The organism is Winogradskyella litorisediminis (assembly GCF_042675765.1).
Classification (GTDB): domain Bacteria; phylum Bacteroidota; class Bacteroidia; order Flavobacteriales; family Flavobacteriaceae; genus Winogradskyella; species Winogradskyella litorisediminis.
In genome coordinates this window covers 12,562-26,437 of the sequence record NZ_JBHTJL010000012.1, presented here as the reverse complement: position 1 = coordinate 26,437, position 13,876 = coordinate 12,562, and the positions used below count along the sequence as shown (strand labels likewise).

The following is a 13,876-nucleotide window of genomic DNA, read 5'->3' as shown; positions in this document are numbered from 1 at the left end:
ATGGAAGGAATTAATAGCTAGACAAATCTACTGATTTATCCGACAAAAAGAAATATTTACAGATGAAATGCAATGCATTTCATCGAAAAGTTTTAAAATGTTTTTTTTTAATTTCGAAATTAGAATGATTAATTTTTAAATTTTGAATGTATTTACACGAGATAACTGTTTGAAAAAGATTTATTAAGGATTATGATTTTTATTCCCGTTTTTGAGTAATAAAGATTAAAATGTGTGAATCCTGCCCAAAGAATGGCTCTAGTTCTATATTTTAAAAATTAAAAAGCAACGCTACTTTAACCTGGACGTCACAGATTGTTTGGCGTTGCTTTAAATTGTCTGCCGCTAAGCAGACCAACCAATCATAATAAAGACTGTTGAGTCTGCTTTTTGTTACATTAAGCTCATTACTTATGGTAATAACAAAAAATATTTTGTTTTAACCATTGCTCAATGCAAGCACTTTGTTTTATATTTCTTCGATAACTAAATCACCTTGATTTCTAAATACCAATTCTCCATCAAATTCGTCTAAAAGAATAATACTATTTGTATTTACTTTTCCTGCTAAGATTTCTTTACTTAACTGATTAAGTACTTCTTTTTGAATGACTCTTTTAACTGGTCTTGCACCATATTCTGGATTAAATCCCTTTTCAGCTAAGTAAGCTTTCGCTTCTTGAGTGGCATCAAAAGTAATTCCTTGTTTGGTAATCATTTTGGTTACAGATTTCAATTGTAAGTCTACAATTTCAATGATATTATCTTTTGTTAATGGCGTAAACAAAATGGTGTCATCAATACGATTTAAAAACTCTGGTCTTACTGTCTGTTTTAGCAATCCAAGAACATCTACTTTTGCAGCTTCCATAGCTGAAGGAATATCCTTAGTTGCTGCAAAACGTTCTTGTATGATGTGACTTCCCATATTAGAAGTCATAATTATAATCGTGTTTTTGAAATCAGCAACACGACCTTTATTATCTGTTAATCGACCCTCATCTAATACCTGCAAAAGGATATTAAACGTATCTGGATGTGCCTTTTCAATTTCATCTAACAATACAACCGAATATGGTTTTCTTCTCACCGCTTCTGTTAATTGGCCACCTTCATCGTAACCCACATATCCTGGAGGTGCACCAACCAAACGACTTACCGAATGGCGTTCTTGATATTCGCTCATATCAATACGTGTCATAGCACTTTCATCATCAAATAAATATTCGGCTAAGGCTTTTGCCAATTCGGTTTTACCAACTCCGGTTGTTCCTAAAAAGAGAAATGTCCCAATAGGTTTTTGTGGATTTTGCAATCCGGCACGTGAGCGTCTAACCGCATCACTTACCGCTTCAATAGCTTCTTCTTGACCAACGACACGTTTGTGCAATTCGTACTCAAGCTTCAATAACTTTTCGCGCTCGCTCTGAATCATTTTGGTTACTGGAATACCTGTCCATTTTGCCACAACATCGGCGATATCTTCGTAAGTGACTTCTTCTTTTATTAAAGCCGTTTCTTGCTGCGCGGCAAGCTGCTTTTGGAATTCTTCTAACTGCTCATTCGCTTCTTTAATCTTTCCATATCTAATTTCAGCAACCTTACCATAATCACCATCGCGCTCAGCGCGTTCGGCCTCAAGCCTATAGTTTTCAATCTCTTGTTTTATATTCTGAACGTTTTCTACAACTTCCTTTTCATTTTTCCATTTGGCGTTGAGTTCGTTGCGTTCTTCTTTTAGATTGGCCAATTCCGCTTTAAGAGATTTAAGTTTTGTTTCGTCTTTTTCTCTTTTAATTGCTTCATGTTCAATCTCTAATTGCATTATTTTTCTATCTAAAACATCGAGTTCTTCGGGTTTAGAATTGATTTCCATGCGTAATTTTGAAGCCGCTTCATCCATTAAATCAATTGCCTTGTCTGGTAAAAAACGGTTGGTGATGTAACGGTTAGATAATTCTACTGCGCCAATAATAGCTTCGTCTTTAATACGAACCTTATGGTGTGTTTCGTATTTTTCTTTGATACCACGAAGGATTGAAATTGCACTTTCGGTATCAGGTTCATTGACCTGTACTTTCTGAAAACGACGCTCCAAAGCTTTATCTTGCTCAAAATACTTTTGGTATTCGTCTAAGGTCGTTGCACCAATAGCACGCAATTCGCCTCGAGCCAAAGCAGGTTTTAGAATATTTGCCGCATCCATTGCGCCTTGTCCGCCACCAGCGCCAACTAATGTGTGTATTTCGTCTATAAATAATACAATGTCACCTTCGCTGGTTGTCACTTCTTTAATAACTGCTTTTAAGCGCTCTTCAAATTCACCTTTAAATTTTGCACCAGCAATTAATGCGCCCATATCTAATGCGAAAATTTGCTTGTCTTTTAAATTTTCAGGTACGTCACCATCGACGATACGATGCGCTAAGCCTTCAGCAATAGCTGTTTTTCCTGTTCCAGGTTCACCAACTAAAATCGGGTTGTTTTTGGTTCGTCTTGATAAAATTTGAAGAATACGACGTATTTCCTCATCACGACCAATAACTGGGTCTAACTTTCCGTCTTGTGCCAATTGGTTGAGGTTTTTGGCGTATTTGTTTAGTGAATTGTATGTTTCTTCTTGACTTTGAGATGTTACGCGGTCGCCTTTACGTAATTCTTCAATGGCAGCGTTTAAGCCTTTTTCTGTTACGCTTTGGTCTTTTAAAATTTGAGCAATTTTGCTTTTTGACTTAAAAATTGCCAGAATCAAATGTTCAACAGAAACATAATCATCGTTCATTTTTTTTGCAATGATTGATGCTTCGTTGACGGTTTTTCCAGCCTCGCGAGATAGCATAATATCACCGCCAGATACTTTTGCAAAGCTCTGTAATTCTTTGTCAAGAATTTGTTCTAATAAACTCACATTTACATTGAGTTTTTTCAAAATAAATGGAAGTACGTTTTCATCAACATTAAGAATACCTTTAAAAAAATGTTCGTTTTCTATTTGCTGATGGCCATGACTTTGCGCTATTTGCTGAGCTTGTTGTATGGCTTCTTGAGATTTAATTGTATAATTATTAAAATTCATGTTTTTTTATTTTTTTTATTTAATCACTTCAACTTATATTGGTGACCAAATAGGTTTAATTTTTTCTTTTTCAGTTAGCATATTTCAATTATCTTACCAACAGATTAAAAACGACAAATTGTCTGTAAACACTTGGTTTGTAGTGACTTTTTGTCTGTTGTAAGTCGCAGTCAAATTTTCGACTGACTATTCTAAATAGAAATATAATTATGGGAATTTTCAATAAAATGTTTGGTTCTTCAGAGCCAAAGGAAGAAAAAGCTTTGCCATGGCAAAATTTAACCGATGTCAGTCAATTGGCAGAGATAGAAAAACGCTCTAATGCAAAAACACAATTGGTTTTTAAACATTCTACACGCTGCGGAATTAGCCGTATGGTAATGGGTCAGTTTGTGTCTATGTACGACTTAGATTTAAATGCAGATTTGTACTATCTTGATTTATTGAACTATAGAGATGTGTCTAATGAAGTTGGTTATAAGTTTCAAGTGATACACCAATCGCCACAATTGCTAATCATTAGAAATGGGACTGCGGTAGCTCACGCAAGTCATGGCGCTATAAACGAACTAGATTTAGAAAAGTATATTTAATGTTTTAATGAAACAGACTTTAGAGCAACTTAAGGAGCATTATAATCTTGAAGTGCGTTTGGCAAACAAGCTCAAAAATTCAACGTTTGAAGAGCGAAAGACACTTTATAAAGAAGTTTATAATGAGCTGTTTACCAAGTTGCCACACCATCCTCAAAACACGACGCGGAATTCGCCCGAAATCCAGCAAGCTTACGTAAATTTTCAGTTTGCTTTTGTAAAACGATTTTTGAAAAAAAATATAGTTTTTGCAGAAATTGGACCAGGCGATTGTTCATTAGCATTCAAGGTTGCAAATTATGTTGACTATGTTTATGCGGTTGATGTATCCGATGAAATTACAAATACCAAAACTCAACCTAAGAATTTTAAGCTTATTCTTTCTGATGGTGTTTCTGTGCCTATTGGGCAAAAAGTTGATGTCATTTACAGTGACCAACTTATTGAGCATCTTCACGAAGATGATGTAAAATTGCAACTCAAAAATATCTACAATGCTTTAAACGATGCCGGAAAATACGTTTGTGTTACACCAAGCCGTTTAAGCGGACCACATGATGTATCTCAATATTTTTCAGATAAAGCAGAAGGTTTTCATTTAAAAGAATATACGTTTACAGAATTAGATATGCTTTTTAAATCTGCCAGATTTTCTAAAGTTTTTGGCTATTACGGCGCAAAAGGTGTGTTTGTAAAAATGCCGATTTCAATATGTATTGCTGTGGAACAAATGATTAGTTGGTTGCCTAAAACATGGCGAAAGAATCGTGTGTTTATTTCGCTTTTGAATATTAGGATTGTTGGTGTGAGGTGATTTAACCCAACTACCCAAAATCAATCCTACAACTCGCAGAATTCCCAAACCACTTTACACGATTTTTAGAAGCTTTTTTATAAATAAAATCTCTAAACGAACGCGGAACGGCACAAAGCAACTTTGATACTTTTTTCCACTTAGGGATTTTTGAGATAATTTTAATAAATCCATCCGAATGGGTTTTTACACCGTTACGGTCTATTAAAATTACCGTGTCTAACTGATTTGTTGGAAATCCATAGTCCATCAATAATCTTTGTCCTTCTTTAGATTGAAATGGCACAAACTGAAATAAATGTTTTGGAGCATATTTCAATAGCCAGCCAACAACGCCGTTACAGAGATTGCATTCGCCATCAAAAATAATAAGGTCTTGGTTATGTGTAGTTTTCATGAAGATTGAGTCGTAATCGCTTTCTCTTACTTTCAATTTTTATGAAACATTTAATTATTTTTTATGAAAAGCTATAGTATTTCAAACCGCATAAATTGTATCTTTAATTTTAAGTTCAACCATAAAAATTAAAGACTATGACGGTAAATTTTGAATATGTAAATATGGATGTAAGCGAAGCGCTTTCGGCCTATACAAAAGTGAGACTAGACAAATTGAGCGATAAGTATGAGTTTTTAATTTCGGCACAAGTCTATTTTAAACAAGACGAAAAGGATAATGAAGCTGGCAAACATTGTAATATAGAATTGAGCTTGCCTGGACCACGAATTTTTGCAAAATCTAATGAGCGAGAATATGAGACTGCAGTTAATAAAACAATTAGCGATTTAAAACGCCAATTAGAAAAACGAAAAGAAACATACAAAGTGTATTAATAGTATTTTTTATTTATTTAAAGCCTGTAATTTTTTGCAGGCTTTTTTTATGTAAAAGCTGTAATCAAAACACTCAATTATAAAAGCATATCTTTACTTTAAACAAAAATAAAATTATGATACGTCGATTATTTATTTTAGGACTTTTAGTTGTTGGTATTAATTCGTGTAAAAATGAGCAAACAGGAACTTTTGATGCAACTGAAGACAATTTGCCTAATACGGAATTTGCAAATCTTCTAGAAGACTACAGCAAACAAGGTTATGCGCTCGACCCTATGGTTGCCACCAATGCAGGTGATATGAGTTACAATACGGAGTTCCCAAATTTTTTGTCAGAAGATTACAAGGCAAAGAAAAAAGCCTATTATAACTCGTTTAAAAATGAGCTTTCAAAAATTGATAAATCGACTTTAAACGCTACCGAAAAGATGAGCTACGATGTGCTTAATTGGGATATCGACATTAATCTCGAAGCCATGCAGTTTAAAAAAGACTTAATGCCGATTGACCAAATGTGGTCAAAAAATTTAGATTTTAACCAATTGGCATCAGCGAGTAATGCGCAACCTTTTAAAACAGTTGAAGATTATAAAAACTGGACAAAACGTGTAGACAATTATTTGATTTGGCTTGATGCTACTATAGAAAATATGAAACGCGGTATGGAAGAAGGTTACGTTTTGCCGCAATCTTTAATTAAAAAAGTAATTCCGCAATTTGAAACTTTAGCCAAAGGAAACGTTGTTGACCATTTGTATTATGCGCCGATTAAGAATTTACCAGATAATTTCACAGAAGATGAGCGTCTTAAGCTTACCGCAGAATATAAGTCTATGATTTCGGATAAAATTATGCCTGCGCATCAAAAAATGGTGGATTTTTTAACAAAAGAGTATTTACCAGAAGGAAGAACAACAAGCGGTATTAATGCGACTCCACTTGGTGATGATTATTACAACCATCAAATAAAATTGTACACTACAACAAATATGACTGCAGACGAAATCCATAATCTTGGATTAAGTGAAGTTGCGCGTATCCGTTCAGAAATGGAAGCTGTAAAAAAAGAAGTAGGTTTTGAGGGCGATTTAAATGCCTTTTTTGAGCATGTGAGAACCAAAAAAGAATTGATGCCGTTTACAGAACGTTCTCAAGTTATTGCGTTTTATGATAGCATTCATAATGTAATGAAACCTCAAATTAATAAGCTTTTTGATAAACAGCCAGTGACAGCGTTTGAGGTTAGACGCACTGAACCTTTTAGAGAAAAATCGGCTGCTGCTAATTATAGTCCAGGCTCATTAGATGGGACGCGACCTGGAATTTTCTATACGCCAATCCCTGATGTAGAAAGCTATAATGTTTTCGATAAAGAAGATTTATTCTTACACGAAGCAATTCCTGGACATCATTTTCAGATTGCATTACAGCAAGAAAATGAAGATTTGCCAACATTCAGAAAAACTTTGTGGTATAGTGCATATGGCGAAGGTTGGGCACTTTATACAGAATCTATGGGTAAAGAACTTGGTTTGTATAAAGACCCATACCAATATTTTGGAATGTTAAGTGCCGAAATTCATCGTGCTATTAGATTGGTGGTAGATACTGGTTTGCATGCCAAAGGTTGGTCGCGTGAAAAAGCCATACAATATTCTTTAGAAAATGAAGCCGAATCTGAACGCGCTATTACAAGCGAAATTGAACGTTACATGGCAAATCCTGGTCAAGCTTTATCTTATAAAATTGGTCAATTAAAATTAATTGAATTAAGAGAACGTGCTTCGAACGCTTTAGGCGATAAATTTGATATTAAAGAATATCACAATCAAGTGTTAGAAACGGGTTGTATTCCATTAAAATTATTAGAAGACAAAATTGATGCTTGGATTGAATCGAGTAAATAAAAATTAGAAAAATACTATTTAAAATGAGTCTTATCGATGATGATAAGGCTCATTTTTTAGTATGGTAAAACCACGATACAATTGTTCAATAAAAAAAAGTCGTACCATTTGATGGCTAAAAGTCATTTTAGATAAGCCAAGTTTACCATTGGCACGCTGATAAAGCGCATCAGAAAAGCCGTAAGGTCCACCAATGACAAAAATGAGCTGCTTAATTCCTGAGTTGAGGTGTTTTTGTAAGTAAGTGGAAAATGCTACAGAATCCATTTGTTTTCCGTTTTCATCCAAAAGAATAATAACGTCTGAGTTTTGTGTTTTCGCTAAAATTAATTCGCCTTCTTTGTCTTTTTGTTGAGCTTCAGAAAGATGCTTTACTTTCTTTAAATCTGGAATAATTTCCAATTGAAATTTTATATAAAACCCTAAACGTTTTTGATAATCTGCAATTAAAGATTGTAATTGCTTATTGTCGGTTTTTCCTATGGCGATGAGTTTAATTTGCATGCTCAAATTTACGAATTACAATTTATGATTTACGATTTATTAAATTGACAATCGTATATCGTAAATCAATTTCATATTTTTACGTTAAATACAAATCCCAATGATTTCAAAAGAACAATTCAATAAAGAAATAGAGCTCATTATCGCTAATGCCATCCGTGAAGATGTAGGCGATGGTGACCATAGTTCGCTATCTTGTATTCCCGCATCAGCACAAGGAAAAGCTAAGCTGTTAGTAAAAGATGAAGGTATAATTGCTGGAGTAGAATTTGCAAAACAGGTATTCAATTATGTAGATACAGATATGAAAGTGGAAACTTTAATAGAAGATGGTTCTGAAGTGAAATATGGTGATATTGCGTTTTACGTAGAAGGCGCTTCGCAATCTATTCTCAAGGCTGAACGTTTAGTATTAAATGCCATGCAGCGTATGAGTGCCATTGCGACGAAAACTAAAGTCTTTGTCGATTTATTAGAAGGCACAGGAACTAAAATTTTGGACACCCGAAAAACCACACCAGGAATTAGAGCTCTAGAAAAATGGGCAGTGAAAATAGGCGGTGGAGAAAATCATAGATTTGCTTTGTACGATATGATTATGCTAAAAGACAATCACATTGATTTTGCGGGTAGTGTAAGTAAAGCTATTGCTAAAACAAAGGAATATCTTAAAGAAACAGGTCGTGATTTAAAGATTATTGTCGAAGCAAGGAACCTTGAGGAAATTCAAGAAATTCTTGATGCTGGCGGCGTGTATCGTATTCTTATCGATAATTTTAATTATGAAGATACGAGAAAAGCTGTAAAACTCATTGGTGATAAATGCTTAACAGAATCTTCTGGTGGTATCAACGAAAAAACCGTAAGACATTATGCCGAATGTGGTGTAGATTATATTTCGTCAGGTGCTTTAACTCATAGTGTTTATAATATGGATTTAAGCTTAAAAGCGGTTTAGTAAAAATTAGAGTCTAATAAGCTTAATCTTAAATCAAAATTCGTAAATCTAAATGGCTGAATCTATAGAAGACAGTTTAAAACAAATACCAGTTGTAAAAAACATTGTTGTTTTTTTGCAAAAAATTGAGCTGCCAGGTTTAGACGGTTTAACGCTTTACGATTTACTCGAGCTTTATGGTTTAGGCATTGTTAAAGGCACATTAACAGCCAGAGCAAGTGCTATTGCTTTTAGTTTTTTTACGGCTATTTTTCCGTTTTTATTATTTGTAATTATACTCATTCCATTAATCCCAATTGAAGGGTTTCCACTTGCATTTCAAGATTTTTTACAGACGTTTTTACCGCCACAAACTTCAGATTTTTTCATGGGTAATATTTTTGAAAATTTAAAATCTAATGAGCAAGCAGGTTTATTGTCTTCAGTTTTTTTATTATCTATGTTTTTAATGGCAAATGGCGTAAGTGCAGTGTTTTCGGGATTCGAAAATTCGTATCATAAACAGTTGGTGCGCAGTATCTTTAAGCAATACATGTACGCATTTGGTGTGGCGCTAATATTAGCCTTTTTGGTATTATTTACAGTTGCGGTTTTCTTTTATACTCAGATTTATATAATCACTCCACTTTATGAAACTTTTAGCGGAAGAGCATTTGAGGACGGCGGATTGGGTTATGTTCAGTTTGGTAAATATTTGTTTTTTGTAATTATGACGTATATCGGCATTGCAACATTATATTATTTTGGCACAAAAGATGGTCGCGAGTCACGTTTTTTCTCTATTGGTGCTTTATTTACAACTTTACTTATTATGTTAACTTCCTTTTTATTTGGAGTGTATATCGATAATTTTTCGAGATATAATGAGTTGTATGGTTCTATTGGTGCCTTATTAATATTACTCTTGTATTTATGGTTAAATGCAAATATACTGCTGTTAGGTTACGAGCTTAACGCTACGATTCGTGGATTGCATAAAATAAATTTATCAGAAGAGGAAGAATGAAAAAATTTTGTTTCATCATATTAGTATTAAGTTTTATACAACTTGAAGCGCAATCACTTGTTGGAAAATGGAAAACCATTGACGATGAAACGGGCAAGGAAAAATCTATTGTAAATATTTACAAAAAAGGAGATAAATATTATGGAGATATTGTTGAATTAATAAATCCAAGTAAGCCGAATCCCAAGTGCGATGTATGTAGAGGAGAGATGAAAGGTAAATCTGTTTTAGGCATGACGATTATTAATGATATGGAGTTAGAAGAAGACGAGTATTCTAGCGGCACTATTTTAAATCCTTCAAACGGTAAGGTGTATAAATGTCAACTAAAATTTGAAGACAATCCTAATGAGTTGCGAGTTAGAGGTTATATTGCTTTTTTTTACAAAACACAATATTGGAAACGCGTTAACTAATGTTAGATTTTATTGACGTTATACTGCCCATTCCGCTTCAAAAAGCCTTTACATATCATATTACTAAAGCTGAGGTCGATTTCCTAGAACCAGGAATGCGTGTTGCTGTACCTTTTGGTAAAAGTAAAATCTATACCGCTTTAGTTTATAACATTCATAAAAATCCACCAACAGCATACGAAGCCAAAACCATTCATCAAATTTTAGATGAAGCACCAATAGTAACCAAAAATCAATTGAAACATTGGGAGTGGATATCAAAATATTACATGTGCAGTTTAGGCGAAGTGATGCGCGCCGCAATGCCAAATGCCTTTATTTTAGAGAGTGAAACCATTATTTCTAAAAATGAAAGTGTTGTCATCAATGATTCTGAATTAAAAGATGACGAATTTTTAATTTACGAAGCTTTGCATCATCAATCTTCTTTAAAAATTGGTGATGTCATTTCAATTTTAGATAAAAAGCGTGTTTTGCCTATAATCAATGCACTTGTTGAAAAAGGGGCTGTTGTTCTTCAAGAAGAAATTTATCAAAAGTATATACCAAAATTGGTGCGTTATGTTAGGTTGCATTCTAGTTATAAGTCTGAAGGAAAACTTCAAGAATTATTAGAGGATTTAAATCGCGCTAAGAAACAACGCGAAGTGGTTTTAAGTTTATTTCAGCTAGAAGTACAATCAAAAAAACCAATAAAAGTTTCAGATTTATCTGCGCAAAGTGGTGCTTCAAGCGCCATCGTAAAAGCTTTAATTGACAAAGAAATACTTGAAGAATATCACATTCAAACCGACCGTGTTTCGTTTGATGGCGAAACAGATTCCGAAGAAAAAACATTAAACGAATTTCAAGAAAAAGCCATAAATGAAATTAAAACGTCATTCGAAGAAAAGCCAGTAGTTTTGTTGCATGGCGTAACATCTTCTGGTAAAACCGAAATTTACATTAAGCTTATTGAAGAACAATTGGAGCTCAATAAACAGGTATTGTACTTGTTACCTGAAATTGCTTTAACTACACAATTGGTTTCACGATTGCAAAATCATTTTGGTGAAAAGGTGGCTGTTTTTCACTCACGTTATTCAAGTAATGAGCGCGTAGAAGCTTGGAATAATATTCTGCACAAAGAAGAAAAGGCACAGATTATCATAGGAGCAAGGTCTGCTTTGTTACTGCCATTTAGCGATTTAGGCCTTATTCTGGTAGATGAAGAACATGAGCAGTCTTTTAAACAATTTGACCCTGCGCCACGATATCATGCTAGAGATGCGGCTATTGTTTTAGCCCATATTTTTAAAGCGAAAACTTTACTGGGAACAGCCACGCCAAGTTTAGAAAGTTATTATAACGCTTCACAAGGTAAATACGGTTTGGTGGAACTAAACCAGCGTTACAACAACGTTTTAATGCCAGAAATTGAATTGGTAGATTTGGCAGATAAGTACAAACGCAAACGCATGAAAGGTCATTTTAGCGACCGATTAATAGAAGAAATGACTGAAGCTTTAGAAGCAGGTTTTCAGATTATTTTGTTTCAAAATAGACGTGGATTTTCACCAATTATTGAATGTACAACCTGCGGTCATTCTCCACAATGTCCTAATTGCGATGTAAGTTTAACGTATCACCAATATCGAGACCAATTACGCTGTCATTATTGTGGCTACAATTCAGCGATGCTAAAAAGTTGCCAAGCTTGTGGTAATACAACTTTAGATACTAAAGGTTTTGGTACAGAACAGATAGAAGAAGAAGTAAAAACACTATTTCCAGATTACAAAACTGCTCGAATGGATTTAGACACCACACGAGGCAAATATGGTTTTGAACGTCTCATAACAAAATTTGAGCAAAAAGAAATTGACATTCTTGTTGGTACGCAAATGCTAACCAAAGGTTTAGATTTTAGGCACGTAAAATTAGTTGGAATTATGAATGCCGACAATTTATTGAATTTTCCAGATTTTAGGGCACATGAGCGCAGTTACCAATTAATGGCACAAGTATCGGGTAGAGCAGGACGAACGGATTTACGCGGCAAAGTTTTAATTCAGACTTACAATCCGCATCATAATATTTTGCAACAAGTATCTACTAATTCTTATTATGAGATGTATAAGGAGCAACTGAATGAGCGACACAATTATAAATATCCACCGGTTTTTAGGTTGATAAAAATAACGCTGAAGCATAAAGACTATAATCGTGTAAATCTTGCTGCAGATTGGTATGCTAAATCTTTAAGACAATTGTTTAAAGCTAATGTTTTAGGTCCAGAGTTTCCGCCAGTATCTCGAATTAGAAATCAGTTTCATAAAAATATTCTAATTAAAATTCCGCCAGGTCAGGCTTTAGGAAAAACAAAAGAAGCTATTTTAAAAGTTGATAACAGCTTTAATGCGGTTAAAGATTTTAGGTCTGTTAGAGTTATTATTAATGTTGATAATCAGTAAGTATTTAACTAGTTTTTAAATACAAAAAAATCCTATTCAAAACAATGAATAGGATTCTTTATATAGGGGAATGTTTGCTTTACATATTGTTTAAAGCATCAACAAGCTGTGTCTTCTTGTTTCGGCTTAACGGTATTTCGTAAGCTCCAACTTCAACGTTTTTACTGTTAAATCTGTCAATTTTATCTAAGTTGACAATGTAAGATTTATGAATTCTTAAAAATTTACCTTCTGGTAGTTCTTTTTCAAAAGCTTTCATTGTCGATAAAACAACAAGACTGTTTTCTTCAGTGACTACCTTAACGTAATCACCAAGAGCTTCAATCCATTTAATATCTTTAATATATACTTTTCGCTTTTTTAGGTTACTTTTTACAAAGATGTGTTCGCCTTCAGTTTCGTTAAAGTCTAATTTTAGTTTATGCTGCTCAATGGCCTTTTCAACAGCTTGATTAAAGCGATCTTTGGTAATTGGTTTTTGTAAATAATCTGTTGCGTCGTAGTTAAATGCTTTAAATGCGTATTCGGTTTTACCAGTAACAAAAATAATTTGGGGCTTATTATTTAGTACATCTAGTAATTCAAACCCATTTAGGACAGGCATTTCGATATCAAGAAAGATTAAATCTACCTTTTTGGTATTTAATCCGTTTTTAGTTTCTAATGCACTGCTGTATTCGGCGACGAGATTTAGGGACTCGTGATTTTCTATGAGTTTTACTATAGATAAACGCTGAATTGCTGAGTCATCGACAACTACACAATTTAAAGTCATAACATTCAATTTTTAGGTTAAGCTTCGACAATAGTACAAAAAATTCGGACAAATACCAAAAATCATCGATTAAATGCAGAAAATGTAAAAAATTATTACAATTAATAACCATCAAAAATTAGTAATAAATGCTTGGTACACTTTTAAATAATACGTATTTTTGCACCCGTTTTAACAATAAACAAAACAATTTATTATGAATCATTATGAAACTGTTTTCATCTTAAATCCCGTTTTATCTGATGACCAGATAAAGGAGACAGTAAAGAAGTACGAAGATTTACTCACTTCTAACGGAGCTAAGATGATTGCCAAAGAAGATTGGGGCTTAAAGAAATTAGCGTATCCAATCCAAAACAAAAAAAGTGGTTTTTATCACTTATTTGAGTACACAGTAGCTGGAGAAGTTATTGAACAATTAGAGTTAGAGTTTAGACGTGATGAGCGTTTTATGCGTTACTTAACTGTTAAATTAGACAAGCATGCAATTGCTTGGGCTGAGAAAAGAAGAAACAGAAACAAACAAAAAGCGTAATT

General features: G+C 33.7%; 13 protein-coding genes. 9 read left to right on the top strand and 4 right to left on the bottom strand.

The window, feature by feature from the left end; all coding sequences use genetic code 11:
• Positions 1-469: 469 nt before the first annotated feature.
• Positions 470-3,076, bottom strand: a complete 2,607-nt coding sequence (clpB, locus tag ACFQ1Q_RS10175) for an ATP-dependent chaperone ClpB (protein WP_386130808.1) — start codon at positions 3,074-3,076, stop codon at positions 470-472.
• Between the two features lie 209 nt (positions 3,077-3,285).
• Between clpB and ytxJ the strand changes: the two genes are divergently transcribed.
• Both ytxJ and ACFQ1Q_RS10165 read left to right on the top strand, forming a co-directional pair.
• The gene (gene ytxJ / locus ACFQ1Q_RS10170; protein WP_386130805.1) at positions 3,286-3,669 is read left to right on the top strand and encodes a bacillithiol system redox-active protein YtxJ; all 384 of its coding nucleotides are present in this window, start codon (positions 3,286-3,288) and stop codon (positions 3,667-3,669) included.
• A 7-nt stretch (positions 3,670-3,676) separates the two neighbouring features.
• Positions 3,677-4,483, top strand: coding sequence for a methyltransferase domain-containing protein (locus ACFQ1Q_RS10165; RefSeq protein ID WP_386130802.1), 807 nt, complete (start codon positions 3,677-3,679; stop codon positions 4,481-4,483).
• A gap of 10 nt (positions 4,484-4,493) precedes the next feature.
• Here the strand turns inward: ACFQ1Q_RS10165 and ACFQ1Q_RS10160 are convergent, their stop codons facing one another.
• Positions 4,494-4,916 (bottom strand): thiol-disulfide oxidoreductase DCC family protein, encoded by a 423-nt coding sequence (locus ACFQ1Q_RS10160; protein WP_386130801.1) that lies wholly within the window; start codon positions 4,914-4,916, stop codon positions 4,494-4,496.
• 101 nt (positions 4,917-5,017) lie between these two features.
• On the opposite strand from ACFQ1Q_RS10160, the gene hpf reads away from it, so the two are divergent.
• Entirely contained in the window at positions 5,018-5,317 is a 300-nt protein-coding gene (hpf, locus tag ACFQ1Q_RS10155) for a ribosome hibernation-promoting factor, HPF/YfiA family (RefSeq protein ID WP_386130799.1), read from the top strand.
• Positions 5,318-5,433: 116 nt separating this feature from the next.
• A complete protein-coding gene (locus ACFQ1Q_RS10150; protein WP_386130796.1) occupies positions 5,434-7,227 on the top strand; it encodes a DUF885 domain-containing protein in 1,794 nt (597 codons plus the stop codon).
• Between the two features lie 30 nt (positions 7,228-7,257).
• On the opposite strand, the gene rlmH is transcribed toward ACFQ1Q_RS10150, so the two are convergent.
• Entirely contained in the window at positions 7,258-7,731 is a 474-nt protein-coding gene (rlmH, locus tag ACFQ1Q_RS10145) for a 23S rRNA (pseudouridine(1915)-N(3))-methyltransferase RlmH (protein WP_386130794.1), read from the bottom strand.
• A gap of 100 nt (positions 7,732-7,831) precedes the next feature.
• Between rlmH and nadC the strand changes: the two genes are divergently transcribed.
• From nadC to priA, 4 genes are read left to right on the top strand one after another with little or no spacing between them, the layout of a single operon-like run.
• A complete protein-coding gene (gene nadC / locus ACFQ1Q_RS10140) occupies positions 7,832-8,689 on the top strand; it encodes a carboxylating nicotinate-nucleotide diphosphorylase (RefSeq protein WP_386130792.1) in 858 nt (285 codons plus the stop codon).
• 52 nt (positions 8,690-8,741) lie between these two features.
• A complete protein-coding gene (locus ACFQ1Q_RS10135; protein WP_386130790.1) occupies positions 8,742-9,695 on the top strand; it encodes a YihY/virulence factor BrkB family protein in 954 nt (317 codons plus the stop codon).
• Positions 9,692-10,111, top strand: coding sequence for a DUF2147 domain-containing protein (locus tag ACFQ1Q_RS10130; protein WP_386130787.1), 420 nt, complete (start codon positions 9,692-9,694; stop codon positions 10,109-10,111). The genes ACFQ1Q_RS10135 and ACFQ1Q_RS10130 overlap by 4 nt, the downstream gene beginning before the upstream one ends.
• Positions 10,111-12,564 (top strand): replication restart helicase PriA, encoded by a 2,454-nt coding sequence (gene priA, locus ACFQ1Q_RS10125; RefSeq protein ID WP_386130784.1) that lies wholly within the window; start codon positions 10,111-10,113, stop codon positions 12,562-12,564. Before ACFQ1Q_RS10130 ends, priA begins: the two co-directional genes overlap by 1 nt.
• A gap of 79 nt (positions 12,565-12,643) precedes the next feature.
• On the opposite strand, the gene ACFQ1Q_RS10120 is transcribed toward priA, so the two are convergent.
• On the bottom strand, positions 12,644-13,339 hold the full coding sequence (locus tag ACFQ1Q_RS10120; protein WP_386130782.1) for a LytR/AlgR family response regulator transcription factor: 696 nt from the start codon (positions 13,337-13,339) through the stop codon (positions 12,644-12,646).
• Between the two features lie 196 nt (positions 13,340-13,535).
• On the opposite strand from ACFQ1Q_RS10120, the gene rpsF reads away from it, so the two are divergent.
• A complete protein-coding gene (rpsF, locus tag ACFQ1Q_RS10115) occupies positions 13,536-13,874 on the top strand; it encodes a 30S ribosomal protein S6 (protein ID WP_386130779.1) in 339 nt (112 codons plus the stop codon).
• Positions 13,875-13,876: the final 2 nt, after the last annotated feature.